We start from the raw sequence: 26,300 nt of genomic DNA, 5'->3' as shown, positions 1-26,300 counted from the left end.
CCCGGAGTTCCGAAGCGCCGGGGTGCCGCAGTCCCGGCAGTGCCGGGTTCTTTTAGTCTCGCAGCGTCTCGGTCCGGCCGGCACAAGCTCTGCCCCGTCCTTCGCGGGCGGCGGGGCTTGGTCGGAGGCCGGTCGCCGGTCCGTCTTGAGAGGCGGCGCGTGATCGGTGGTTCGGGAGTGGATCATGTCTGTGTGACGGAGGCTTCGGTTCGGCGTCCGCATACGCAGGGGCCGTCCTCCGGGCACTCCTCCGGCGGGTGCCACCCTGTCCCGTTGGTGATCAGACGCAGGAACTGCCGGTGTTCGTACGTAAGGCGGGACTTCGAGTGTTCCAGTTCGGCGATCAGCTCTGTGGCCACCTGCGGCGGGATCAGGTGGGCGATGTCCGGTCGTACGGCGAGGTCGAGCAGTGAGGTGACGCGGCCGGGTCGCTGGGTGGGGGTGGCCGTGCGGACCTGGCGTACGGCCTCGGAGAGTGCGGCGGCCGCCGCCAGCTCTGGCTGGGACGCGCCGAGGGCGCGGGACACCGCGTCGGCCGCGGCTGCCGCCGCGGCTCGCTCGTTCGCGCCGATGGTGGCGTGCGGGGCGACCTGGAAGACCAGCACGCCGTCCACGAGCGCGGGCGGCCCGGCGGGGCCTCGCGGGGAACGTACCTCCACCGGGATGGGCGGATGGCCGGGCACCAGCAGGTCCAGGAGGCCGGGGCCGGGGTGGCGGATCTGGGCGCCGGCGAGCAGGGCGCCGCGCTCGATCGCGTGCATCGCGGCCGTCACCGGCAGCTCGGCGGCCGTCATCGGCACCGCCGACGAGCCACCGAACACGGGCGAGCCCGGAGTGCCCACGGATGCCGACGAACCGGGTGTGAACTGGCCGATCGTGGACGAGTCCTGGGAAGACCCCGCAGACGATGCGGACGCCGACGGACCGGTGGCAGCCGGGGTGCCCCAGTTGATCAGGGCTTCGATCCGGTTGCGGGGCTTCGGGGGTGCTACGCGGCCCAGGTCCTCAGGGGAGGCGGGCGGGGTGTGGCCGCGGCGGGTGATGTCGGCCGCGATGGCGTCGATGGCGGCGGCGAGGTAGCGGCGGACGGCCGGGTCGGTGGCCGCCTGCCACTTGCGGGACAGGTGGGCGTGCTCGTTGAAGCGCGGCAGCAGGCAGTTGTCGGTGCCCTCGGTCGCGGCCGTCGGCAGTGCGGTCCTGACCATGCCCTGGGGCCGGCCGGCCGTCGCCGCCGTCTGCTCCTGGGTGAGGTGGGTGATCTCATGCACCATCACCGACGACACCAGGAGCGGGGGCAGCGCTGGGGAGAGGATCATGATGTGCGGGTCGTCCGAGGTGCCCGCGCGCCGATGGGATCGGCCCATCAGGCCCTCACCGGGATCGGCTATCAGCACCTTGACCTGCGCGACGGGCATGGTCGGCGACCGCATGAGCAGCGTGCGGCGGTCCCCCGCCCAGGCGGCCGTGGTCCCGGTGCCGCCGAAGTCGGCCGCCGTCAGGTCCTGGCCGAGGACCTCGGCCAGGGACAGTTGCGCGGCCTGTTCGGGCCGGCCCGGCACGTCATACGGCGTGCCGGGCAGAGCCGATGAATTGCTCGCCACAGCTGAGACGGAGACGCCCTGGGCGGCACTCGTGCCCGCGGTCGGCTGCGATGTCCCCTGGGTGTGCGGCCACTCCGGCGCCGGACGCTCGGCGGCGGCGACGTTCCGCGTCCGCAGCTCCTCCGTGACCTGCTGGGTGAAGGTGCCGGGCACCTCCGAGGTCATGAAGACCAGGTGCAGGTCGACGTCTTCCTCCTCGGCGATGGCCAGCACCTCGGGGGCGAGCGTGCTGAACGCCTCGGCGAACCCGCCGTCGGGGGTCTCGCTGTACACGGTGCCGTCGGGGAAGGCGCGATAGCGGTGCAGGCCGTCCGGCTCCCAGACCGCCACCCGGGCCACTTCCCCGCGCTCGCGTGCCTCCATGCGCGCGTCCGTGAGCCGCTGGATCAGGCCGGTGCGGGTGGAGGTGGTGGTGAACGTGGCGGTCACCGGGCGCGCCGCTCCGAGCCGTACGCCCTGTTCCATCCGTTCGCGCAGCTCCGCGAGCTCGTCCTCGAACAGGGTGAGGTAGACCTCGCCGGAGGTGGCGTTCCCCCGGACGAGCGGATCGCCGACGGCCCGCTCCACGCTGCCGGTCCGACGGGCCATGCGCTGGTAGGTCAGGTCGTAGTCCACCCGGAAGCGGACGGTGTAGGTCTTCGCGCTCTTCTCGTTCTTGGTGCGCTCCTTGCGGCTTCCGCCGCTGTCGGACATGCTCTCCGACGTCTGCTCCCCGGTTGACATCCCGATGCCGAGCCCGGACGAGCTTTCGGAGCCGTTCATGCCCATGCCCAGGGGGCCCAGCCGGCCGCGGCCCACGGCGATGCTCCTGTTGTCCCCCCTTCTGTCGATCTCGCCCTTCTCAGCCTGGTACGGACCGCCGACGACCTCGAGGTCGCTCAGGTGGGCCTCGACGGTGACGTTCAGGCCCTGGTCACGGACGCCCGGCACCGCCACCGGAACCATCACGGCGCCGCCCGGGCCGGCCATCCGGCCGAAGCGGGCGAGCAGCGAAGAATCGGACAACCGCGCGACCACCTCGGCGCCCTTCTCCGCCATCGTCTTCTTGCCGAGCATCTTGGTCAGCTGCCAGGAGACGGCTTCGTACAGCGTGGGCTTGTCCTGATCGAAGAAGAGGGACTCGACGAAGTGGCCGGCGTGCACCTCCGCGCGCCGGGGGTCCGTGACCGTGGAAGGTGCCGCGGGGCCGAGGTGGGCGGGGCGGGACATGCCGGCGGGGATCCGGCGCACCAACGTCGCGCGCAGTTCCGGATTGCTGGTCGTGGTGTCTTTGGCGGCCACCTTGCCCGTGCGCGCGTTGGGGCGCTCCACCTCGATGACCGGGACCATCACCTGCTCGACCTGCTCGATCCCCAGGAACAACGCCAACCGCTGCAGCTTGACCCCCTCCTCGTTGCGGCCGCCGGACTCAGAGAGGACACGGTCCGTCCCCACACTGAGGCCGCTGCCATCGCCGTCCTCTTCGGTGTTGACGCCCACCCCGACGGCGTAGGAGACGTTGTAACTCTCGGTCTCGGTCAGGACCCTGTACACGTACCGCTGCTTGATGATTCCGGCCTCGCTGGTGCGGCCGATCAGTGTCGCCCGGTCGGGAGCGACGTCCGCCAGGGGGACCAGTCTCACCCTGACGGTGACCTTCTCGGTCTGCCCGGTCTCCTCCGAGGTCAGTACCTTGTAGCTTCTTTCGAGACCGCGACGGCTCCACATGTCGCCGACCCGGATGTGGCTACGATCGTCCGCGAAGTCGACGCTCAGCTGCTTGAGGAAGTTCGGGTCGTGGACCGGCGCTTCGGAAGCGTTCTGGGCCACCGTGTCCAGCACCGCGTCCAGCAGGGAGATCTCGTCGCCCTGTGCGTCGGTCAGGACGAACGACTCGACCGCGCTCGTGCCCATCGAGTTCACCAGGGGCGCGGCCAGCACAACGTCGCGGGCCCGCTCGTTGAGCTCGGCCGCTTGGCTCAACGCCCGGTCGAGCCGCTCCATGGGCTCGAGCCGGGTGCGGTCAGGCTCGCCGAGATCGGCCATCTGCCGGACGGCGTGGAGCAGGGTCCGTGGGGTGTGCCGGTCGGCGAGACCCACGTCCTCGCCGGCGGCGCGGGCCTTGGCCACCTCCTTGAGGTAGCGCTGGATCAGCGGAGTGGCCAGCATTTTATCCAGGTCCAGGCTGCCGTTGGTGAAGCGCTCCACCGCATCGGCCACCAGGTACAGGGGAAGGGCGAATTCGCCCTGGGCGTACAGCTGCAGGGCGTCGTACTCGGGGATCGACATCAGGCTCATGCCCTGGGAGGTGGTGTGCAGGGTCTCCCCGACGGGGGTCCGGCCGGCGACCGTCCCCGGGACCGCGACGCTCTCCGAGCCGGTCAGCTCGAAGTCCACCTTGGCGTTCAGGAAGTAGTGGATACCCGTCCCGATCGTCAGGTCCTCGTTGCCCGCGATGTCGAGCTGCGACCTGGATGAGCCGGTGCCACCGGTGCGTGAGGGCAGGTCGATCCTCCCTCCCTCATTCGTCGTGCCACCGTCGTTCACGCCGGCTGCGCCGACGGACGCGCCCGCGGACAGGTTCGAGGAACTGCCCCAGGAGATGCCGGCGCTGGTGAGCCCGAACTTGATCCGCCCGGACACGTAGTGGACAGCGCCGATGACCTCCGCCTCGCCGAAGGCGCCCGTCACGGACAGCGACGACTGCGTGCCCGTATTCTGGGGCCGGATGCCCGCCTCGTGCGTGTACTTCCCTCCCCGCCAGTGCGGGTGAGCGACGAGGTTGCGCGAGCTCACGGCGTTCGCGAAGTAGTGGGACGCGACCGAGTCCCCCTGCTTTTCCGAGTCTGTCGAGTCTGTCGAGTCCGTCGAGTCCGTCGAGTCCGTCGAGTCCGTCGAGTCCGTCGAGTCCGTCGACGGCTTGCTGCCCATCGCCCGTGGCAGCACCCGCGCCGCGGCGTCCACCATGTCCGGCGTGTCCATGTGCAGCAAGGTCGCTCGGGCCGCCACCTTGTCGGGCAGGACCCCCACGGACCCGTCCTGCGGATGCTCAGCGGGCAGCAGGTCGGCGGCGAATCCCAGCGTGACCTGCCCGTCGGTGACGGCCAGCTGAGTTTGCTCGCCCCGGTGCCGCAGGCTGAAGATCAGCTCGTGCTCGACGTCCATCTTCGCGATGAGTCCGCCGCTCTCTCCGAGCCCGACCACGTTCCCTGTGTCGCCTGTGCTGGAGCCGATGGTCTCCGTGGTCCCCGCGCCGACGTTCGCACCGATGTCGTGTTTCTGGCCGTCCTGCCCGGGAGCAGGAGAGTCGCCCATGCCGAGCGAAGCTCCACCACTGTACGTCCTGGACCGGCTGGTCGCCTGGCCCCTGGTGTCCGAGCCGATGGGCAGCCCGACCTGCGCCGCCGAGTCGAACATCCTGACGTTGCCGATGGTGTCGAAGTTCTGCTTCAGCTCAATGTGCAGCGTGTAGAGCTTTGGCGCCCGGTTGAGCCGATGAAGCACCAGATCGACGTCGATGCCTTCCTGCGCCACGGTGTCGTAGGCGGCCAGGATGCGCTGCTCGGTCAGCTGCTCGACGACCTCCATCAGGTTGAGGTCCTGGCTGATGGACTCGATGTCGTCGTTGGAGTACGTGTGCTTGTTGTTGGCGTACGTGAAGACGTCGCCGTCGATCTTCGGCACGACACCGAGGTCGCCGAGTTTCTTCAGGACCTCCTTGGCCGCGCTGTCCAGGTTGGTGAGGTCCTCGACCATGGCCGGGCCCGCGCCGCGCATCTGCCCGGGGCCGTCGCCGAGCCAGTCCGGCGGCGCGGCCCTGCGTCCCTTGGGCACCTTGGGCCCGACGGTGCCGCGCAGCTGGGGGACCCCGTCACGCCCCTTCACCACCTTGCCGAACCTGTGCACGAGAGCCTCGCGGCTGACCGGCAGACCCAGCCGGAAGGCCGCCGATTCCAGCATGCTGACCAGGGCGGTGCCGTGGACCGGCGCCAGCGTGACCGGCGGCTTTCCGGTCTTCCGCACGGTGATGGTGTGGACGAGGCGGACTTCGTACCCCTGCCTGTGTCCTGTCTGGCGGAGCACGTTCGGGTAGATCGCCTGTGAGTTGGCGGTCGAGGAGTCCGAGCGCGCCACTCCCCTGCCGAACCTGGCGCTTGGTCCGAACGTCGGCTCGTACTCCCCCGCGGAGCCGAGAACGTCGACGTCCGTCAGGCCCGGGATCGCCGGCCCTACCGCGCCGGTGATTCCTTTCGACCTGCCGTACGACGCGTTGCCGTTCACCGCGGCGAAGTCGACGAGGACCTCTTCCTCCCACACGCCGTCGCTCGCGCCTCCCACCATCTTGCTGCGGGGCACCTCGACGAGCTCGCTCTTGATCTCCACGGTGGCGTCCAGCCGGCCGTCGACGGTGATGACGCCCTGGTATCCGGTGTTGACCGCCTGGCGGAGCTTGACCTGCAGCTCTTCGGTGATGATCGTGCGCAGCTGGTGGTGGGCGACGCTGCCGACCCTGGCGTACTCCCCGCCCAGCTCCTTCATCGCGGCGTCGAGCGCTTCCTCCAGGCCGGTCATGCCGCTGGGCGTCACGTTGGGCATGGCCGGGTCACGCTTGTCCTCGTCGATCGTGATGACGTCCCGGGCAGGCGGGTCGGTGTAGGGATGCGAGACCCACATCCACTGGTTCGCGCCGTCGCCGGGCGCACCGGAGTCGACCGTGACCGTGCCCTTCCAGCCCTCCGCGTGCGAGGTACGGATCTGCACCGTCCAGGCGGCCGAGGCGTCGAACAGCCTTGACTCCGACCGGTCGTCGACGACCGACCCCGTCTGCTTGAAGGCCGCCGCCGCACCGGTCAAGGAGGCGTTCGAGCCCGCGTCGGCGGTGACCTTGCCATTCACCGTTTTGGCCATCGCGTGTACCGCACTGCCCTCGGGCAGGGCGTCCGCCAGGGGCGCGGTGTTGAAGGGGACCGATACGCCGACGCTACCCGCCATGGTCGCCGCGACGGTCCTGCCGCCCAGGGCGAACCCGCCCACCATCATCTCCGAGGACTCGGTGTCGAGGTTGAGCACCTCGACGAGGTCGCCGACCGTGAGCCAGATGCGCAACTCGGCCGCCGACCGGGTGCTGCCGACGCGCAGCACTCCGCCTTCCGGGGAGACGATCCGGTGGAAGTCCTGGCGCAGGGCTTCCTGGAGCTCGTCAGTGGTGTACTGGTGGCCGATGTCGTTGTCCCGCAGGAGCTCGTTGACGGTGTCGGTGAGCCGGGTCAGGTGGGCGAATCGGCCGGCGGGCATCGCGGCGGACAGGCTGGCGTCATCCGGCAGCGCCTTCGACAGCAGGTGCAGGAAGAGCTGGTGCTCCTGCCGGGCGTGCAGCGCATGCCGCCGGGTCGCCTGCGGCTTCAGCGCCTCGCGGTAGGACTTCCGCGCCTCCTCCGCCTGGTCGAGCGCGGTCCGGTACGCGGCGGCGATCCGCTGGTACCGCTTCTGCGCGGCCTGGTGGGCCCGCCGCGCCTTGCGAGCCTTGCGTGCGCGTTCGTACTTGTTCGCGTCGCGCTGCCTGCTCGCCCGCCGCGCGTCCATCGCGGACCGCTGTGCCGCGGCGCCCGCCTGATCGGCTCGCTGCTCAAGGGTGGCGATCTCCTGCCGCAGGCTCTCCTCGGTGCCGGTGAAGGCGTCGACGGCCTCCTGCATCTGCGGCCGGGAGGGTATGCCGTCCGCCAGGGGCGGCGCATGGGACGGCCGGGCGGCCTGGGTCGGTGCCCACGGCGGCGGCGGCTCCGCGTGACCGCGCGCGGCGATGTCCCGCGCCACCCCGTCGATGTCCACCGCGAGCAGGCGCTTCTCGGGGAGACTCGTCGCCCGCTTCCACTGCTCGCTGAGGAACGCGTGCTCGTTGAGCCGGGCCGGAAGGCACTCGTCCTGGGTCTTCCGTCCTCGCCAGTCGGTCAGCAGCCGGCGCAGCGTCCGCCGCCTCCTGGGCGACGCCTGCTGCTGCAGGGTGTCGGTGATCTCGTGCAGCCAGACCCTGGCCACCTGATCCGCGGCCAGGCCGGGCGCGAAACGGACGACGTGCGCGGTGTCCTCTGTGCTGCCCGCCCGGATCTCGGTCTTCGCCATCAGGGTGCGGCTCAGGTCGCCGACTACCGGCCGGAAATACTGGACGTTGTCGGCGCCGATCTGTACGCGCAGCGTGGAGCCGTCGCTCGACCAGGTCAGGCTCCGCACGTTCTCCTGGAGGAAATCGGCGCTCCTCAGGGTGGTGGTTGCGGCCTGGATCTCGTCGAGAGTGAGGGTCGTGCCGGACGGCCGACCGCCGGTCACGAACCTGGTGCCCCGCAGCTGGCGCGACGTGACCGTCCCCGGCCTGCTCGTGTCCTGGTCGCCGTCGGGGGCGCTCTGGCCGGTCACCGCCCTGCCGACGGCCCGGACCAGGAGCAGTGTCGCCTCCGTGCGCAGGCGTGACAGGTCGGTGACGTTCTCGGCGCTCCGGTTCAGGGTCGCCTGGATGCCGCGCACGGCCGCGGCGGACACGACGAGGTCGCCGCCGCTGCGGGGCACGACCAGGTCTCCGTCCCGGTTGGCGGTCATGGCCGAGAAGCTGGTCCCTAATGCTTCGACCAGCGCGGTGTGGGCTCTGACGGCATGGGGTGGCGCGTTGTCGGCGAGGGTCGTCGCGGCCGCCGCGGGGCGCCGGTCGGCGGTGTCCGTGCCGGGGTCGGACGCGGCCGGGGCGCCCTGCCCGCGTTCCGGCCCGGGGGCCGCCTGCCGCTCTTCGGACGACCGCTGGTCACCGGCGGCCTGATCGCCTGACACCGGCTCTGCGGACCGCTCGTCACCAGACCGCTGGTCACCGGCCGTCTGATCGCCAGACACCGGTTCGGCGGACCGCTGGTCAGCGGTCTGCTGGTCAGCGGTCTGTGGGTCGGCGGGCCGCTGGTCGGCGGACGGCTGTCTCTGGTCGGCCGTCTGGGGGCTGTCCGTGGTGCGGGAGGAGGTCTGACGGTCCGGGGTGGTGCCGGCGTCCGGTGTCGGGGCGGTGGCAGCGGTCTGGTTCTCGTCCCGGTCGCCGGTCGGCGCGGGCCGGCCGTCGTCGGCGGTGGTCGTCTGGCGGGTCGTCGTTCTGCCGCCGGAGGCGTCGGCCGGCTGCCGCGTCTGCTGGTCGGGCGCGGCCGATCCCCGCCTGCCCAGGTCGTTCGTGTCAGGGGACGGGGCCGTACGGGTGGCGGCGGGGGCCGCGGCGCCCTGCGGGGTGGGAGTGGGGCCGGTGTTGACCGGCGGGCCGCCGTTCGAGGGGGTGCCGTCCGGCGTGGGGCCGCCGGCGGGGGGCGGGTTCGCCGCCGCGCGCGCCGCGTCCGCCTGTGCGGCGGAGTCGTACGCGGCGGCCAGGGCGCTGGTCGGGTGGGTCAGCGCCGACAGGACGTCGGGGTTGAACGGGCTGATGGTGCCGGTACGGCCGACACCGCCGAGGAACCCGCCCATCATGGAGTCGGCGGTGAACGGGTTCTTCCACTCCCCGTAGACGACCCCATTGGCGACGAAGCTGCCGACGGGTGAGGCGACGGCGTTGTTAAGGCCCGTGCTGAGCGCGCGTCCGGTGAAGCCGGGGACGTGCCGGGTGACCCGGGAGACGGGCCCGGCCAGCCGCATGCCGACGACGGCGCCGGTGCCCGCGCCCACCACGGCGGCGCCGGTCTTCTTCCAGTCCCACTCCGTGCGGGTGCCCTTGCGCATCTGCAGGTACTGGGAGATGCCGTCGATGGCGCCCTCTTCGCCGATCTCCTCGACGAGTTCCCTGCCGATGGGGCTGGCGATCAGCCGGACGAGGGCGGCGCGGCCGGTGGCACCGTTCATGGTCGTCACGGCGGCCAGGCGGGTGGCGGCGGCGGGCCGCCCGGCGGCCGCCGCGAGCCTGGCGAGCAGGCGGCTGATGGCCGAGCGGCCGGCCGCCGCGTACGGGCCGATCAGGGGGGTGGCCGAGCCGGCGGTGAAGAAGGAGACGTAGAGGGCGATCGCGATCGCGACGACCGTGATCCAGAACGCCACATTGATGGAGATCTTGGAATACTGCGTCTCGACCGCGAAGTTGCTGACCTGCTGGGAGTAGCTGGTGGCGTTCCCGCGGACCCCCGCCATGCCGGCTTCCTGGCCGTACAGGTGCCTTGCCCTGGTGATGAAGTTCGCCGTGGCGGGCGCCGCCATGCCGGCCGCGATGGTGCGCGCCGCGGTGCCGGCGGGAACGTCGTACCCGGCGGTTCCGGCCGCCAGGTTCTCGTACGCCGCCGCGAGCGTGGACAGCCCGCTCTCGCTGGCGTCGGGCCACTTCTGGCCGGCCGACAGCATGGGGATCAGCCAGTTGACCACCCAGTCGGGCAGCGCCTCGGTCTCCCAGACGGGGAGCTCGTCCCTGTCGATGCGTACGACACCCTGCTGGGTCGGCTGGCCGCCCGAACCCTGGGTGTCAATGGTGCCGCCGGTCGTCACGGACGCTTCCGCTCAGAGTCCGCCCGTCGCCTCAAGCCTCGAACGTCCGTCCCATCCCGGCCCAGTCCTGGGCATTGGCGCTGTGCGCGCCGAGGGTGTTGTCGACGGAGGCGCGCATCCCGTCACCGAGCTCGGCGATGTCCTTGACGAGCTTCTCGCACCGCTTGATCATATCCGTCGGCCCGCCGTCGCCCAGGTGGCCGGCCTGGAACGCCTTCCCCTCGGCCTGGTTGCCCCAGGGCGTGGCCTCCAGGCAGCGCAGGAGCTCGGCGGTCAGCTTGGGGATGTCCCGCTCCATGTCGCCGGCCATGGTGGCCCACTGGGAGATGCCGCGGTCGACCACGGACTTGGTGAGCACTGACTCGTTCCAAGGGTTCATCTCGTGTCTCCCGTCTCACCGGCGAGCAGGTCGAAGATGCCGTCCACGTCGCCGTCCAGGTGCGCCTTGATCTGGTCCTGCGGGATCAGCGGCGCGAAGACCTCGGTGATGCGCTCGCGGACCCGCTCCCCGGCCCGGCCGGCGGTCTCCACGATCGTGTCGGCGAGGTGCCGCGAGTCGGGGCGGCGGAAGATGCGCGGGTCGAGGTCGAGCCGGACGAGTTCCCCCCGCGAGCCGACGGTCACCGAGACCAGGCCGTCGTGCGACTTCTCGGTCACCTGCAGGGCCTTGGCCCGCGCGTGGATCTCCGCGCCCTCGTCCCGTAGCCGCATGAACGTCGCCCGCAGTTCCTCGGCGTAGGCCTGCATCCCCGCGACCGACTTGCTCGCCGACTCCATGAGACCCCCCTTCACACTTGCCACATGGGGCATTTGGGTTAGTTTCCGCCACATGAACACCAAGTAACAAGAGCCTGTCTACAAAAAACCTTGATCGCCATGTACGAGTACCGCCTTTTCCTGGAGTTCGCCGGCCTCGGCGCACGGCACCCAGCGGCGGTAGACGCCCCGTTCGATCCGGTCGAGCCCCAGCTCCACGGCGGTACGCGCGGACCCACCCGCGTACTCCAGCAGCAACTCGCCGTCGCGCTCCGCGCACACCTGGAACGGTTCGCCGCGCCATCGGCAGACCGTGACCACGAAGTGCACCGCCGCGCACTCCGAGGCGGGCACCGGGCGCACGTGACAGCCGGCTTCCACCTCCTCGAAGCCCTCGCGCGGCTCGGCGCTGCGCAGCCGGATCCACAGCTCCAGCGCGTGCGGCTCGGGGCTGGCCACGTAGTCGGCGCCCTGCCAGCGGGCCCGGTAGAAGGCCCAGGTCATCGCGCCTGGGCCTGGATCAGCAGCCAGCGCCGCAGGTCACCGTGGTAGATCGCGCGCCGGTGCTCGGTCCCCGCCACGGTGAGCTCCCAGATCTCGGCGCCGTGCGGCAGCTCGACGCCGTAGATCCGGTATTCGCGGATGACCTGGTCGACGTTGGGCACCAGGCCCATGCCGACGAACGGCGGCTCCTCGACCACCCAGCCCGCGACCGCGTCCCTGCCCTCCTCGTCGATCCCGCCGTACGGGGTGCGGTAGAGGTCCGGCCCCACCGGACGCCAGCGCAGCAGGTTGAGCGAGCCGGCGTCGTTGATCATCTCGGGTTGTCCCAGCGCCTCGGCCAGCACGACGGGCGTGGCGATGTGCGAGACGTCGAGCGCGTGATGGCAGTAGCCGGAGATCCGCGGCTCGCCTCCGGCCAGCAGGGCGTGGATGTCGGCGGGACCCAGCAGCTTCTGCACGACCGGCACCCCCGCCTCCGGGTCGAGCAGGAGATCCTGGGCGAGGGTGGGCACGGCCAGCCGGGCCACCGTGCCGGGCTCCAGCATGAAGCCGACCGCCAGGCCCGGATTGATCGCCAGCCCCCACCTCGGGTCCGGCCAGCCCGCCGCCAGCTCCACCAGGGAGGTCGCCCGGCAGTGCGCGGCCACGCCCCCGCCGGCCTCGCGCATCGCCTCCACCGAGGTGTACGCGAGCACCCAGGTCCGGTCCGCCCCCTCGGCGGTCGCCCACGCGACCGGCTCGGCGCCCGCGGCCGCGGCGGCCGTGATCGGCAGCGCGAAGTCCGCGTCGCGGAGCAGGCTCAGGCACAGGGCGTTCTGACCCGCCTCATGAGCCGCCCACAACCGCTCCTCGAAGTCGTTCCCTGGCCGCACGGCCTCACAGTAGTTCACGCGTGCCTGAGGAGCCTGGTGAGGTGGATGGGGTGCGGAACGCCTCCAGAAACTGGGATATTTGGGCCAGGGCACGCAGGGCGACCTGACGCGATGAGGGGACATGCAGACCAACAAGGACCTCTATCAGGCTCATCGGCTGATGCAGCAGCGGCTGGGGATGGCGCTGCTGCAGGGCGAACCCGACGTCCCGGAGTCGCCCATGCGCCGCCAGAACGTCGCCACGTTCGGCGGCATCCTGGTCGGCATTCTGGTCCTTGCCGTGTTCGGCATCTGGGGACTGGTGTCCCCCGGGAACGCCACCAAGCTGACCGAGCCGGGACAGTTGCTGGTCGAGGAGGAGAGCGGGGCCACCTACGTCTACAGCGCGAAGCAGCGGCGACTGCTGCCGGTGGCCAACTACGTGTCGGCGCGGCTCGTGCTGGACGCCGGGGAGGTCCGGACGCGCAGCGTGAGCGCGGCCTCCCTGACCGAGTTCGCGCGCGGGCCGGTCATCGGCATCGAAGGCGCCCCCGACTCGCTGCCCGAGCGGGAAAAGCTGGTCAAGAAGCCCTGGTCCGTGTGCGTCCATGACGGGCCCGACAAACTCGGCGAGAGCAAGTCGTACACCTCCTTGGTCGCGGGGACGGACGTCGGCGGGAAGCCGATCGGCATGAACGCGATGGTGGTCACCGACGGACGGCAGAACTGGATGATCTGGGCCGATCGCCGCATGCGGATGGACGCGAACGGCGTGCGGGCGCTCAACGCGCAGCCCAGGAAGGTGCCGTCGGCCTGGCTGAACGCGCTGCCGGCCGGGCGCGACTTCCGTGGCCCCAGGGTGGTCGGCCTCGGGCGGAAGGTGCGCGCCGGCGGCAAGGTCACCGCGGCGGTCGGCCAGATCTTCACGGTCCCGGCCGTCCCCGGCACCCCGGCCCGGTGGTACGTCCTGCTCACCGACGGGCTGGCGCCCATCTCCCCCGTGCAGGCCAGGCTCCTGCTGGAGGACCCCAACAGCAAGAAGGCGTACGGATCCCGCCCGGCGCTGCCGATCACCATCGACGCCGCCTCGGCCAACGCCTCCCCCTCGAAGCAGAACATGCTGGACCGCAGCCTGCCGACGGCCATGCCCACGATGATGGACCCGCCCGGCTCGGCGCCGCTCTGCCTGACCTACCCGAACACGCAGACGGGCTCGGTCGTGGCGAAGGTGACGGTCGGCGGCAACGGCTTCACGATGCCCACACCGACGAGCACGGGCAACCAGGACCGGTTCGACCAGGTGCTGCTCCCGCCGGGCGGCGCCGTGATCGCCGGGCTGCTCCCCGGTGAGGGCCAGCTCAGCGCGGTGACCACCTCCCTGTCGCTGATCAGCGAGCAGGGGGTGCGCTACCCGGTGCCGTCGGCGGACGTGCTCGCCAAGCTCGGCTACGACGCCGCGGACGTCACACCGGTGCCCGCGAGCATCCTGCGCCTGATCCCCCAGGGGCCGACGCTGGACCCCGCGGCGGCGCTGACCCCGATGAACGTCCTGTCCGGCTAGGCGAGGCTAGAAGCCGAACTCCGGCATGAAGGAGTCTTCGAGCTTGCCGGCGTCGAACTGACTCTCTGGATTGTCGATCATGTCCGCCTTGGTGGGGTCCCAGATGACGCTGGCCTCCATGAGGTCCGGCTTGGCGCCCGACACGGCCTCCAGACCGGGCAGGTCCTGGGTGAACTGGTTGTAGGCGATGGCGGCGACCCCCAGGATCGCACTGGCTTTGAGGACGAGCTTCCAGTGGTTGGTGAAGACCGTCTTCATCGTCATGTGCAGGTTCTCCACCACGGTGATGGCCTGCGCCTCACCGGTGACCATCGCCAGACTCGCGGTGGACCGCATCAGCAGGATGTACGACGCCAGCGCCGTCAGGGCGGCCGAGATGGCCACGCAGAACATCACCAGCGCGTGCGTGCCCTGAGCCGAGCACTTGAGCGTGTTGCCGCAGTTCATCCTGTTGCTGTCCAGCGTGGCCAGGTGCCCGTCCAGCACCTCGACCTTCTCCAGGAACGACTTGTAACTCCGGCCGGCCCAGCCCTTGTCGTTGCCGATCTCCCTGGTCAGCCGCTTCAACTCGCCGCGCAGGTAGGTCAGGTCGCTGACGCCGGCGGCGTGCTCGCTCCCGGCCGCGGCGGCGGGGGCGGCCATCGGCGGTCGCCACTCCTGCTGGGCGGCCGGCGACCCCACGGGGCCCGGCTTCGGGCCCGCGTCGATCGGGGTGGTGTTGAGCCACTGCTCGGCCCCCCGGTGCTGCTCGGCCGTGTCCGCGACCAGCAGGGTCATCAGCCCGACGATCGGCGAGGCGTACGGCAGGATGAACGCCGCCGCCGACGCGGTCGCCACGGCGCTTAGGAAAAGTTCAAAATCTCCTTCGTATGCCACCGGCTCGTCTACACCTCTCTGCCGAGCACCGCCGGCGATATGTCCTCGTCCCCGCCCCAGACTCCCTCGTCCTCGGCGAGGTGCGCACCGCGCTCGCGGTCCCTGTCCTCGCCGCCCGGGGCGCCTCCCGCTCCACCGCCACCCATGGGGTAGAGCGGCATGCCACTGTTCAGCGCCTTGGAGAGACTGCCCTGACCGGCGCCCAGGGATCCGTTGCCGGCGGCCCCGCCGGCGCCGCCGTCCGGCAGGGAGACGCCGGTGCGCGGCATGGAGCCGCGCGGATCGACCGTCGTACTGTCGGGCATCTGCACCTGCGGCATGGCCGGGGTGTTCAGTCGTGGGTCGACGCCGGACAGATCGGTGCCGTCGGGCGGCTTCACCCCGCTCAGATCGGGGTTCTTCAGGTCCGGCTGCTTGATCCCGTCAAGGTCCGGCTGCTTGATGTCACCGGGCGGCTTGATGTCGTCGAGGCCCGGCTGCTTGATGTCACCGGGCGGCTTGATGTCATCCGGAAGCTTCGTGTCACCGGGCGGCTTGATGTCATCCGGCAATTTCGTGTCGTCCGGCAACTTGATGTCATCCGGCAGCTTCGTGTCGTCCGGCAGCTTGAAGTCGTCCGGCAACTTGGTGCCACCCGGCGGGTCGATGCCGCCCAGGCCGCCGCCGGTGGGGAGGCCGCCCGGGAGTTTGCCGCCGCCCCCGGTGGGGATCTTCGGCGGTTTCGGGCCGCCCTCCTCGGACGCCTTGCTCGCCTGCTCGGCCTGCTCGGTGTTGTCGGCCGCGTCGGACAGCGCCTTCTTCCACGACTCCAGCACCTTCTGGCCCTGGAGCAGCGCGTCCGCCGCGCCGTCGCGCACCGAGCGGTGCGCGACGTTGAGCCCGCCGCCGACCACGCCGAAGGTCAGCGCGTGCATGTCGATGGCCTTGGTCTTGTCGCTCATCAGCGACAGGTCCTGGCCGTAACTGCCCACGCTGGACCCCAGGTTCCTGACTCTGGAGTACGTCATGTCGAACTCGGGATCGCTGTCCCGCGGGTTGAGTCCCGGCATGGCGCCGAGCCCAGCGAACGGATCACTCGCAGATGAGGATGAGTCGGCCACAAGCCCCCCTAGTCACATCACTCCCACAAAGCTACGACAACCTCCTAGATGTCGTCCCATAGGTATGGGAGATTAAAGGGTAAATGTGCGACCCTTGGGGCTTAAGTTCACTAATGTGACGCTGGGGCCTGACGGCTCCTAGTCAGCCGAGCAGCAAGGGAGGGAGATCTGTGGGCGCCGAGCCGCAGACTCAAGTAAGCGAAGCCGATCTCAAGGCCGCGATCGGCCTCATCGAGGACGCCGCCACCAAGTTGCGCACCATCCAGCGGGACCTGGACACCGCGGGCGCCACTCTCAAGACCAGCTGGGTGGGCCAGTCCGAGGCCGCCTTCCACGCCGTCCACGTCAAGTGGCACGAGCGGATGGACGTGATCCTCGGCAGCCTGCACCGCCTGGCGGAGAACATCGGCTCCAGCGGCAAGAACTATGCCGCGTTCAACCAGGAGCGGGCCGAGGCGATGAACCACATCGCCCAGCTCATCAGCGCCAAGCCGCTCTAAGACCCTTCTAGGCAGACTGGAGGCCGCAGATGGCCGCGGATGACGTTTTCGATCGTACAAAAGTCAACTTCCAGGGTCTCGGCCAGGGCGAGGACGCCTTCGCCCGGGCCCACAACGGCCTGGTGGAGACCCTGGAAACACTTGAGCGGGACCTCATGGCCAAGAGCGCGATCTGGGAAGGCCAGTCCAAGACGGTCTTCAACGAGGTTCGCGAGCTGTGGAACCGCGAGGCCAGGGACATGTCGCAGTTCGTCCAGTTGCTCAAGACGAACATCAACATCACCAGCATGAACATGCAGCAGGTCGAGCGGGTCAACGCCCAGATCTTCGACGGCAAGTAGAACGACCGAGGAGCGGCACCGCCGGGGCCTGACACCAGAGGGGAAGCATGGGCAGCGATCGTGGCGTGGATCTCAGCAGGAGAGCGATCAACGCGGTCAAGACCGATCTGGAGGAGGCGCTGGCGCTGCTGCGCCCCGACAGCTCCGCCGGCTCCGGTGGCGAGGCGCAGCCGGTCCTCACCCAGTCAGGCCCGGCCGGGCGGCTGAGCGCCGACTTCGAGGCCGCGGGCGGACTCTGGCCGGCCGCCATGGGCTACCAGCAGAGTACGCGCTCGGCCGTCGGCGCGGTCACCGGCTCCTACGAGAACATCGGCATCCAGGTGGAGAACGTCTTGGAGCTGCTCAAACAGGCGTTGCAGAACTACGACGGCGCCGAGCAACCCGGCGAAAGCAGCAGGCAGGTCTGATGGGCCAGAACAGGGCGCCGATCAGGACAGAGATCGGCAGCACCGAATTCGACGGGGTGCTGTCGCTCGAACAGCTACGTGAGACGCTGGCCAAGAACAAGCCCGAGCTGCTGCGCGAGGCCGCCTCCGAGATGCTCACCGCCAAGCAGCGCCTCGACCACCTCGTCGGCGTGCTCGACAGGCATCTGCGGGCGCTGGACGAGCACTGGACGGTGGGCGAGGACGCCAAGGTGGTCAAGACCCAGCTCCGCAGGCTGCGGGAGTCCGCCGACCAGGTGTCCACCACGATCAGCGAGCAGTCGGTGGACGACAAGCAGTGCCTGGCCAACCCCTCGGGTGTCGCCCCCGCACTGGTCAGGCAGGCCCACACGCTGGCGACCTTCAGAGGCGAGAACCTGCCCGAGTCCCCGGACCGGGACGTCTCGATCCTTGAGGGCGCCACCCAGGGAGGCATGGCCGGCCTCGGCGTGGGCGCCGGGGTCGGGGTCTTCTTCGCCGGCGTGGGCGCCGGGCCCGGCGCGGTGATCGGCGCCGTCGTGGGCACGGTCGCCGGCGGCATCACCGCCGCCTTCACCGACGGCCCGTTCATGAACACGTTCGGCGACTCCAAGGAGGAGCAGGACAGGAATCTCGCGGCGGAGCACATCAAGCTGCTGAGCGAGGCCACCAAGGTCAACAACCAGGTGTTCCCCGCCGAGCTCAGGACCGACATCCCCGAGTTCGAGGTCCTGGACCCGAACCTGCCGATCATGCCCTTGAACCAGGGGACGCTCCCCGCCGGCGGCCTGCCCGCGGCCTTTTCCCAGCCGTTCGGCCCGGCGGGCGGCCTGCCCGACGGCCTGTACACCCCGGGCCAGGACGGCCTGCAGGACCCCAGCCGGCACCGGATCCCCGGCTTCGACGACACCGGTCTGAACGTCACCTTCCCCGGCGGCACCGACGGGACGGACGGGACCGGCACCGACGGGTCGGGCAAGAACGGCGTCGACCCTCCCGCGGGGGTGCCGAACCCCAACGGGGCGGCGGTGCCGGGCGTGCGGACCCCCGACGCCCCGACCGGCACGCTCCCGGACACCTCCGTGGGCGGCCCGACGACTTCACTGGCCGGGCTTCCCGACTCCACCTTGGCCGGCCATCCCACCGGCTACCCGTCAGGGAACCCGTCCGGCAGCCCGTCGGGCGTCACGACCGGCACAGGCCCGCCCGGCACGGGGCTCGGCAGCCCGTACGGCGGGTCGGGCGCCGGGGCGGCCGTCGGAGGCGGTGCGAGCGCCGCGCTCCTGCGCGGCTCAGGCGGCAACGGCTCCTCCCCCATGATGATCCCTCCCGGTGGCGCCGGCGGCGCTCAGGAGCGGAGGGAACAGGAGCGGAGCACGTACCTCCTGGAAGACGAGGATTACTTCATGAGCGAGGTGCCCACGACGGGCCCTTACATCAACGGTGAGTCGAGAGGCAGGGCATGAGCCGTCCAGACGACAGCGGCACGGGAACGCCCATCCCGGAGTTGGAGCTCGCCAAGGACTTTCCCGGCCTCGGCGGGGACAGCGGCCAGGGGCCCGACATCGACCACACGGGCGTCCGTGAGGTCATCTCCCGCCTGCGCGAAGAGCTGGGGACGCTGCGCGGCAGCGCGCCCGCCTCGATGAGCGCCACCTGGAGTGGGCCCGGCACGGTCGCCGAAGTGGCCGGAACGACCAACGTCGGGCCCGGGGAGACCGGCAAGTGGGAAGTGGCCCACTATTTCGGGGCGAACACCGCGCAGGCCTACGAAGTGTTCGGCACCAGCTACTACGAGCTGCTGGACCACGTCGAGAAGTGGGCGGCCGCGGTGGAGAAGGCCGTCAGTAATTACGAGAAGGGTCACGCGGACAGCAGTGCGTGAGAATCGGCGAAGGTGACGGAAAATGGCTGAGAACTGGAAGCCGATCAAGCTGTACGTCTACCTCGGCAGCAGCACACCGCCCGAGAGCACCACCCGGGAGACCGTCCTCCAATACCTGAACGGCACCGACCCCGACGCGATCGAGCGCGCCGGGCGGAGCTATGTCGAGGCCGCCAAGCTGGTGCAGGGCGATGCCGGGGTGCAGGGCGCGGTCATGAAAGCGGCCGCGTCGCTCGCGTCCGTGTGGCGCGGCGGCGACGCCGCCCAGGCGCTGAAGGCGCTGCGACTGCTGCACGCCAGCGCGGGCGCGCTCGGCCAGGCCATGAAGCAGACCGGCGAGCCGCTGACGAAGTACGCCGGCGAGGTCAGGCGCTACCGCACCATGGTGGCCGGCCTGCCCACCGTGACCAATCCGAACCCCGGCCTGCTCAACGGCGGCAACAACGCCGGCGGCACGGGTGTGACCGACTGGACCACACCGCCCTTGCTCAACAGCGGCACCGGGGGCGGGCTGAACGGCACTCCGCTGCTCGCCTTCAGCGCCGACAAGGAGGCAAGGAAGCGCCTCGAAGAGCTCAACATGAAGATCTACGAGCTGAACAGCCAGATCGCCGAGGGGCTCGCCTTCCAGATGCCGAACATCACCCCGCTGGAGGTGGACACCAAGAAGGCCGACGATCTCGACCCCGGCTCCGGCACGAAGGTGCCCAGGGGGACGACCGCGTACTGGAGCGGCGACGGCACGAGCGGCGGCCCCGGCGGCAGCGACCAGAGCGGCTCGTACGACTCGGACCGGCCGGGCGACGACACGCAGGGTCCCGGCGACCGGCCCGGCGGCGACGACGAGAACAAGCCGGGCCAGGACCAGGACAAGGACCAGGACGGACGCGACCCGGGCGGGTCCGACGACCCGAACTCACCCGAACAGCCCGGCGACAACGGCACCAAGCAGCCGGAGCAGCAGCAGCCGTCCACCCAGGATCAGGACGGCGACCGTCGGGAGGTTCCCGCGGTGATCGGCGGCGAGGACCGGCGGACCGAACTCGCCGACGCGAGCCCCACCACCACTCCCACCACGACCGCGAACCCGAACAGCACCCACATGCCCACGACCGCCTACACGCCCACCACGCAGGTGCCCGTCAACACCGCCAACCCGTTCTCGACTCCCGGAGGGCCGAACGGCGCCACCTGGTACGGCTCCGGCGGCCCGGGCGGAGGGGTGGGCCCGGCGGTGCTGCGCGGCGGGGCGGCCTCTCCCGGAGGGGGTTTCATGGGCTATCCGCCCGGGGGCATGGGAGGAGCGACTCCCAACGAGGGCGACGAAAACGACCGCAAGTTCTACGACCCCGAAGGCGACGTCTTCACCTCATCCGAGAGGACCAGCCCGGGGAAGATCGGCTGACGGCGGCTCAGCGCTCCATGCGGTTGCGGATCTGGTCGAGCTGGCCCATGAGGTCGTCGAAGGTCCGGTTGTAGACGGCCTCGGCCCCCCGGACCTGCGCCATGGGCCCGTCCGGGTCGTCGGCGAAGCGCATCGGGTTCTCGTCGCCGAACGCCTCCTGCATCGCCTCGGTCACCTTGCTCCGCAGGTCGGCCGAGGCCTCGGCGATGACGAGCTGGATGCGTTCGGCGAGCTCGCCCGAGGTGAGGCGCATGGCCTTGGGGTGCAGGTGGAGGTTCTTCAGTCCGGAGCCGCCCATCTCGACCTTGACCAGGCCGTCCTGGTCCGCGGCGATGCCGACGAGCTCGGCGAGCACCCGCTGGAGCTCGCCGGCGCGGGCCATCTGCGCGTCCGCGTTCTTGAGGACCCTGTCGAGGTCCATCGCCCCGAACTCCCGCTCAATCATCCACTTACTCCCATAAGTCACATTTTTTCCGACAATATCGACTTTCTACCCTGACAGGCCCCGGATCCAGGTGTAGACCTCCAGCACCCCAAGCGCCAGCGGGAACAGCGAGATCAGCAGCACGATGTCCACCAGGTCGCCAGCCCGCCCCCAGAACGGCGACAGCCGCCCGGACGGCAGCCACAGGCCGAGCCCGACGACGAGCAGAGCCAGCCAGAGCATGGCCATCACCACCGCGGCGGCGGCCACCGTGCCCGCGCCCGCGCTCATCGAGACGCCCACCGCCACCAGCCCGCCGAGCCCGCCGCACAGCAGCCAGAGCCGCTGGCCCAGGCCGTGGAAGACGCGGGCGCGCAGCAACAGCGTCAGGCAGAGCACGACGGCCATGGAGGTGGCCATCCAGCCCGGCGTGCCGACCAGGAAGCCCAGCGCCCCGATGACGGTCAGCGCGATGCCGACGACCATGCCGGTGGCGTAGCGCCTGGCCTGCGCGGTGCGGCCGAGGACGCCGTCGCTGTCCAGCCGCTGGTTGTCGGCGCGCAGTTCCTCGGCGTTGGTCGGCAGCGTGGGCAGCGGCACCCGGGCGATCCTGAAGGACAGCGAGGGGATCAGCGGGCTCAGCGCCATGAGGATCGTGGCGGTCATGGCCATCGCGCCGGCCGCGGGCACGCCGGACACCATGACCATGGCCGCGGCGAGCGCGCCCACCACCGTGGCGATGGCCGCGCCGAGGAAGCCCGCCACGCCGTCGGCCACCAGACTGCCGCCGACCGTGGCCACCAGGGCGGTGCAGACCAGCGCGGCCAGCAGATGCGGGGCGCCGAGCCCGGCCACGCTGGATCCGCTCGCCAGACCGTACAGACCGGCGACGAAGGCGTACGGCAGCGCGGCGTAGCCGATCAGCGCGCCCGCGGCGGAGTCGCCGACCGCCCTGGACAGGGCGGCGCTCACGCCGACCAGCAGGACGGCCAGCATGCCCGCGACCACGGTCAGGCCCAGCGGCGGGCCACCGGCGAGGACGAGGGCGGGGACGCCGAGCGCGAGGATGACGGCCGCCGCGCCCGCGCCCAGGAGCCTCGTGTGGCGCGGCTCCCACTTGCCCGAGCTCTCCTTCACCCCGGTGGCCACCACGTCGGCCACGTCGTCGTAGAGCGCGGGCGGCAGTGTGAACTCGCGCGGCCGCAGGTACAGCACCTCGCCGTCGAGCACGCCGAGGGCGGCGAGCGTCTGGCCGAGGTCGAACGGCGCGCCGCCCAGCCGCTGGAGCACCCAGCCGGGCGCGCTCGCCGAGTCGCCGCCCGCCTCGCCGACCGCGCGCAGCAGCCCGGGCAGGACGTGCGGCAGCGGGATGTCGGCGGGCAGGGCCAGATCCGCCCTGCGGCGCGGCGCGACGATCGTCACATGGCACAGCGGCGGCAGCGCCTGCTGCCGGGCCTGCTGATGTCCGTGCTGCGGGTGTCCCTGCTGCTGGGGGGCCGGCTGGAAGTGCTGATGGGCGAGCGAGGTCACGGACATGCTCCAGGGGCTGACTGGCTAATCCGACATGTCGAACATATAGGGACGGTGTGTCTGGTAAGAAAGTGTTCCAGGTGACAGGAGGGTTGTCTCACCAGTGAGCATTGTCGTCGTCAGGCGCCCCGAACGCCGCCCCAGTCCGCAGCCACCCCGCGGGGAGATCCTGCTGGAGTCTCCACCGGAGATTCCGGAGATCCAGCCCGCGGGGCTCACCGGCATCCTCATGTATCTGCCCATGCTGGCGGGCGGCGCGGCGATGGGGCTGATGTTCACCGCCAACGGCAGCTCCAGCCCGATCATGTACGTGGCCAGCGGCCTGTTCGCCGTTTCCATGCTCGGCATGACGCTCGGCCAGGTGGGCCGTAACGCGGGTGAGCGCAAGAACCGGCTCAACGGCCTGCGCCGCGACTACTTCCGCTACCTCTCCCAGATCCGCAAGAAGATCCGCAAGGCCGGTGTCCAGCAGCGCGAGGCCCTGGAGTGGAGCGGGCCCGCCCCGGACACGCTCTGGTGGATCGCGATGGGCCCGCGCCTGTGGGAGCGCCGGCCCCGCGACGACGACTTCGGCACGGTACGGCTGGGCACGGGCGTGCAGAAGCTGGCCGTACAGCTCATCCCGCCGGACTCCAAGCCCGTCGAGGACCTCGACGCGCTGACGGCGGGTGCGCTGCGCAGGTTCGTCAGGACCCACTCCACCGTGGCCGGGCTGCCGGTGGCGGTCGCGCTCGACTCCTTCGCCCGGATCCACCTCAGCGGCGACCCCCGAGCGGTGCGCGACCTGACCAGGGCCATGATCGCGCAGCTCGTCACCTTCCACTCCCCCGACGACATGCGGATCATGGTGTGCGCGAGCAAGGAGTGGATGCCGCACTGGGACTGGGTGAAGTGGCTGCCGCACGCGCTGCACCCGGAGGAGGCCGACGCGGCCGGGCAGGTGCGGCTGATGGCGGAGAGCATGGCGGAGCTCGACCAGCTCATGGGCGACGAGCTGAAGGAGCGGGCCCGGTTCCGGCCGGGGACGGCCTCGGACGCGCTGCCGTACCACGTCGTGATCGTGGACGGCGGGCTGGTGCCGCACGACTCGCAGCTGGGCACCGACTCCATCCAGGGCGTCACGGTCATCGACCTGTCGGAGTCGACGGGTCAGGCCGAGGAGGCGAGCACGCTCCGGCTCGACATCCAGCCGGACGGGTTCCACATGGTGAAGCTCGACCATGCGGGCAAGCGGTCGTCGAACCGGCTCGGCGATCCCGACACGCTCGACTACGCGCGGGCGGAGGGCCTGGCCAGGCAGCTCGCGCCGCTGCGGTCCTCGACCGGCTCCGGCGGCGAGACGCAGGACCTGCTGGGCGCGAACACCACGCTGACCGACCTGCTCGGCGTCGGCGACCCGGCGCTGTTGCACCCCACGACGACCTGGCAGCCCAGGGCGGGCCGCAACAGGCTGCGGGTGCCGATCGGCCTGGGCAGCGACGGGCGGGTGGTCGAGCTCGACATCAAGGAGTCCGCGCAGGGCGGCATGGGCCCGCACGGCCTGGTCATCGGCGCCACCGGCTCCGGCAAGTCCGAGCTGCTGCGCACCATGGTGCTCGGCCTCGCCATCACGCACTCGTCGGAGATCCTCAACTTCGTGCTCGTCGACTTCAAGGGCGGCGCGACCTTCCTCGGCCTGGAGACGCTCTCGCACGTCTCCGCCGTGATCACCAACCTGGAGGACGAGCTCCCGCTGGTCGACCGCATGCACGACGCGCTGCACGGGGAGATGGTGCGCAGGCAGGAGCTGCTGCGCTCCTCGGGCAACTACGCGTCGCTGCGCGACTACGAGCGGGCCCGCGAGCAGGGCGCCGACCTGCGGCCGATGCCGACGCTGTTCATCGTGCTCGACGAGTTCAGCGAACTGCTGGCGGCCAAGCCGGAGTTCGTCGACCTGTTCGTGATGATCGGCCGGCTGGGCCGCTCGCTGGGCGTGCACCTGCTGCTGGCCTCGCAGCGGCTGGAGGAGGGCCGGCTGCGCGGGCTCGACACGCACCTGTCCTACCGGATCGGCCTGCGGACGTTCTCCGCCATGGAGAGCCGGGTCGTGCTGGGCGTGGCCGACGCCTACGAGCTGCCCTCCGCGCCGGGCAACGGCTATCTCAAGTACGACACCACCGGCATGACGCGGTTCAAGGCCGCCTACGTCTCGGCCGCGCACCACGGCGACACCTCCCAGGTGGCCGTGGCGGACGGCCAGAACCTGATCCGGGAGGTCGTCGAGTACGGCCCCGGCTACCAGCCGCTGCCCGAGGTCACCACGCCCGTCCAGCTGAACACCGAGCCCGACGACGAGCCCGCCGGCGGCAACCAGCGCAGCCTGCTCGACGTGGTGGTCGGCCGGCTCGCCGGACACGGCCCCGCCGCCCATCGCATCTGGCTGCCGCCGCTGTCCGAGCCGCCCACGCTGGCCCACCTGCTGCCGCCGCTGTCGGTCACCCCCCAGCACGGCCTGACCACGGCGGGCTGGCCCGGCCGCGGCAAGCTGCACGCGGTCGTCGGCATCATCGACAAACCCTTCGAGCAGCGCCGCGACCCCTTCTGGCTGGACATGTCGGGCGCCGCGGGCCATGTGGGCCTGGCGGGCGGCACACAGAGCGGCAAGAGCACGGTGGTGCGCACGCTGGTGGCCAGCATGGCCCTCACGCACACGCCGCGCGAGGTCCAGTTCTACTGTCTCGACTTCGGCGGCGGCGCGCTCGCCTCCCTGGAAGGGCTGCCGCACGTGGGCGGCGTGGCCGCCCGCCTCGACGGCGACCGGGTCCGGCGTACGGTCGCCGAGATCAGCACGATCCTGGAGCAGCGCGAGCGGAACTTCAGCGAGCACGGCATCGAGTCGATCGTGTCCTACCGGCGCATGATCCAGGACGGCGAGATCGAGGGCGACGGCTGGGGCGACGTCTTCCTCATCGTGGACGGCTGGCTGACGCTGCGGCAGGAGTTCGACTCGCTCGAACCGATCGTCACCGACATCGCGGCGCGCGGCCTCGGCTACGGCATCCACGTGATCGCCTCCACCGCCAAGTGGTCGGAGTTCAGGCCGGGCATCCGGGACCTGTTCGGCACCAAGGTCGAGCTCAAGCTCGGCGACGCCTACGAGTCGGAGGTCAGCAGGAAGAAGGCGCAGGCGGTGCCCGAGGGAAATCCCGGGCGGGGGCTGACGAAGGACGGGTTCCACTTCCTGTCGGCGCTGCCCCGCATCGACGGGGTCCAGGAGGCGTCGAACCTGGGTCCCGGGGTCCGGGGGCTGGTGCAGGCCGTACGGGACTCCTGGAAGGGGCCTGTGGCCCCGCCGGTGCGGTTGCTGCCCGCCGTGCTGCGGGTCTCCGCGCTGCCCGCCGACGAGGAGCGGATCCCGATCGGCATCGACGAGGCCACCCTGTCGCCCGTCTCGATCGACTTCGACGCCGACCCGCACTTCGTGGTGTTCGGCGAGAACGAGAGCGGCAAGTCGAACGTGCTGCGGCTCCTCGCCGAAGGGCTGGTGCGCAGGAAGCAGCCGAGCGAGGCCATGATGATCGTCATCGACTACCGCAGGTCGCTGCTCGACTCGGCGGCGACCGAGCACCGCATCGGGTACGCCGCCTCCAGCTCCGCCGCGACCGAGCTGATCAACGACGTCAAGGGAGCGATGCTGGGCCGGCTGCCCCCGGCGGACCTGACCCCGCAGCAGCTCCGCGACCGCAGCTGGTGGCAGGGGTCGGACCTGTACATCTTCGTCGACGACTACGACCTGGTCGCGACCTCGTCCAACCCGCTGCTGCCGCTCGTGGACCTGCTCCCGCAGGCCCGCGACATCGGCCTGCACGTGGTGCTGACGCGGCAGATGGGCGGCGCGGGCCGCGCCATGTACGACCCGGTCATCCAGCGGCTGAAGGACATGGCCACGCCCGCGCTGCTCATGTCGGGCAACAAGGACGAGGGCTACCTGTTCGGCAACGTCCGTCCCCAGGCCCTGCCGCCCGGCCGGGGTCATCTCGTCGACCGGCGCTACGGCGCACGCCTCATGCAGACGGCGTTCCTGGACGCCGAACCTGCGGAGGACTACTGATCATGACAG

At 70.8% G+C, this 26,300-nt stretch carries 17 protein-coding genes; 8 read left to right on the top strand and 9 right to left on the bottom strand.

Translation table 11 applies throughout. From position 1 onward, the window contains the following. Positions 1-182: 182 nt before the first annotated feature. From OHA68_RS20000 to OHA68_RS19980, 5 genes are all read right to left on the bottom strand, one after another. Complete coding sequence (locus tag OHA68_RS20000) at positions 183-10,064, bottom strand: WXG100-like domain-containing protein (protein WP_327108977.1); 9,882 nt, start codon at positions 10,062-10,064, stop codon at positions 183-185. Positions 10,065-10,095: 31 nt separating this feature from the next. Next, positions 10,096-10,443, bottom strand: coding sequence for a hypothetical protein (locus OHA68_RS19995; protein ID WP_327108976.1), 348 nt, complete (start codon positions 10,441-10,443; stop codon positions 10,096-10,098). Next, positions 10,440-10,841: a YbaB/EbfC family nucleoid-associated protein gene (locus OHA68_RS19990; RefSeq protein ID WP_327108975.1), complete on the bottom strand. Its 402-nt coding sequence runs from the start codon at positions 10,839-10,841 to the stop codon at positions 10,440-10,442. Before OHA68_RS19990 ends, OHA68_RS19995 begins: the two co-directional genes overlap by 4 nt. Before the next feature lie 78 nt (positions 10,842-10,919). Continuing rightward, the gene (locus OHA68_RS19985) at positions 10,920-11,324 is read right to left on the bottom strand and encodes a hypothetical protein (RefSeq protein WP_327108974.1); all 405 of its coding nucleotides are present in this window, start codon (positions 11,322-11,324) and stop codon (positions 10,920-10,922) included. Beyond that, the gene (locus OHA68_RS19980) at positions 11,321-12,196 is read right to left on the bottom strand and encodes an SseB family protein (RefSeq protein ID WP_327108973.1); all 876 of its coding nucleotides are present in this window, start codon (positions 12,194-12,196) and stop codon (positions 11,321-11,323) included. Before OHA68_RS19980 ends, OHA68_RS19985 begins: the two co-directional genes overlap by 4 nt. 121 nt (positions 12,197-12,317) lie before the next feature. Here OHA68_RS19980 and eccB point away from each other — a divergent pair, with 121 nt between their 5' ends. Further along, entirely contained in the window at positions 12,318-13,736 is a 1,419-nt protein-coding gene (gene eccB, locus OHA68_RS19975; RefSeq protein WP_327108972.1) for a type VII secretion protein EccB, read from the top strand. A 6-nt stretch (positions 13,737-13,742) separates the two neighbouring features. Here eccB and OHA68_RS19970 read toward each other — a convergent pair whose 3' ends face one another. Together OHA68_RS19970 and OHA68_RS19965 are read right to left on the bottom strand one after the other, a co-directional pair. Beyond that, complete coding sequence (locus OHA68_RS19970) at positions 13,743-14,573, bottom strand: hypothetical protein (RefSeq protein WP_327108971.1); 831 nt, start codon at positions 14,571-14,573, stop codon at positions 13,743-13,745. A 47-nt stretch (positions 14,574-14,620) separates the two neighbouring features. After that, complete coding sequence (locus tag OHA68_RS19965) at positions 14,621-15,661, bottom strand: hypothetical protein (RefSeq protein WP_327108970.1); 1,041 nt, start codon at positions 15,659-15,661, stop codon at positions 14,621-14,623. A 221-nt stretch (positions 15,662-15,882) separates the two neighbouring features. Here OHA68_RS19965 and OHA68_RS19960 point away from each other — a divergent pair, with 221 nt between their 5' ends. From OHA68_RS19960 to OHA68_RS19935, 6 genes are read left to right on the top strand one after another with little or no spacing between them, the layout of a single operon-like run. Continuing rightward, the gene (locus OHA68_RS19960; RefSeq protein WP_189144524.1) at positions 15,883-16,212 is read left to right on the top strand and encodes a WXG100 family type VII secretion target; all 330 of its coding nucleotides are present in this window, start codon (positions 15,883-15,885) and stop codon (positions 16,210-16,212) included. Positions 16,213-16,241: 29 nt separating this feature from the next. After that, the gene (locus tag OHA68_RS19955) at positions 16,242-16,553 is read left to right on the top strand and encodes a WXG100 family type VII secretion target (RefSeq protein WP_189144523.1); all 312 of its coding nucleotides are present in this window, start codon (positions 16,242-16,244) and stop codon (positions 16,551-16,553) included. A gap of 47 nt (positions 16,554-16,600) precedes the next feature. Further along, positions 16,601-16,960, top strand: coding sequence for a hypothetical protein (locus tag OHA68_RS19950; protein WP_189144522.1), 360 nt, complete (start codon positions 16,601-16,603; stop codon positions 16,958-16,960). Further along, positions 16,960-18,423, top strand: a complete 1,464-nt coding sequence (locus tag OHA68_RS19945) for a WXG100 family type VII secretion target (protein WP_327108968.1) — start codon at positions 16,960-16,962, stop codon at positions 18,421-18,423. The genes OHA68_RS19950 and OHA68_RS19945 overlap by 1 nt, the downstream gene beginning before the upstream one ends. Beyond that, a complete protein-coding gene (locus OHA68_RS19940; protein ID WP_189144520.1) occupies positions 18,420-18,842 on the top strand; it encodes a hypothetical protein in 423 nt (140 codons plus the stop codon). The genes OHA68_RS19945 and OHA68_RS19940 overlap by 4 nt, the downstream gene beginning before the upstream one ends. A 22-nt stretch (positions 18,843-18,864) precedes the next feature. Then, entirely contained in the window at positions 18,865-20,247 is a 1,383-nt protein-coding gene (locus OHA68_RS19935) for a hypothetical protein (RefSeq protein ID WP_327108967.1), read from the top strand. Positions 20,248-20,254: 7 nt separating this feature from the next. Here OHA68_RS19935 and OHA68_RS19930 read toward each other — a convergent pair whose 3' ends face one another. Continuing rightward, complete coding sequence (locus OHA68_RS19930) at positions 20,255-20,692, bottom strand: YbaB/EbfC family nucleoid-associated protein (RefSeq protein ID WP_327108966.1); 438 nt, start codon at positions 20,690-20,692, stop codon at positions 20,255-20,257. 45 nt (positions 20,693-20,737) lie between these two features. Next, positions 20,738-22,207, bottom strand: a complete 1,470-nt coding sequence (gene eccD / locus OHA68_RS19925) for a type VII secretion integral membrane protein EccD (protein ID WP_327108965.1) — start codon at positions 22,205-22,207, stop codon at positions 20,738-20,740. A 97-nt stretch (positions 22,208-22,304) separates the two neighbouring features. Between eccD and eccCa the strand changes: the two genes are divergently transcribed. Continuing rightward, complete coding sequence (gene eccCa, locus OHA68_RS19920; RefSeq protein ID WP_327108964.1) at positions 22,305-26,291, top strand: type VII secretion protein EccCa; 3,987 nt, start codon at positions 22,305-22,307, stop codon at positions 26,289-26,291. The last annotated feature ends 9 nt before the right edge of the window (positions 26,292-26,300 follow it).

The organism is Nonomuraea glycinis (assembly GCF_035920485.1).
GTDB lineage: Bacteria > Actinomycetota > Actinomycetes > Streptosporangiales > Streptosporangiaceae > Nonomuraea > Nonomuraea glycinis.
This window is presented reverse-complemented; position numbering and strand designations above follow the sequence as displayed.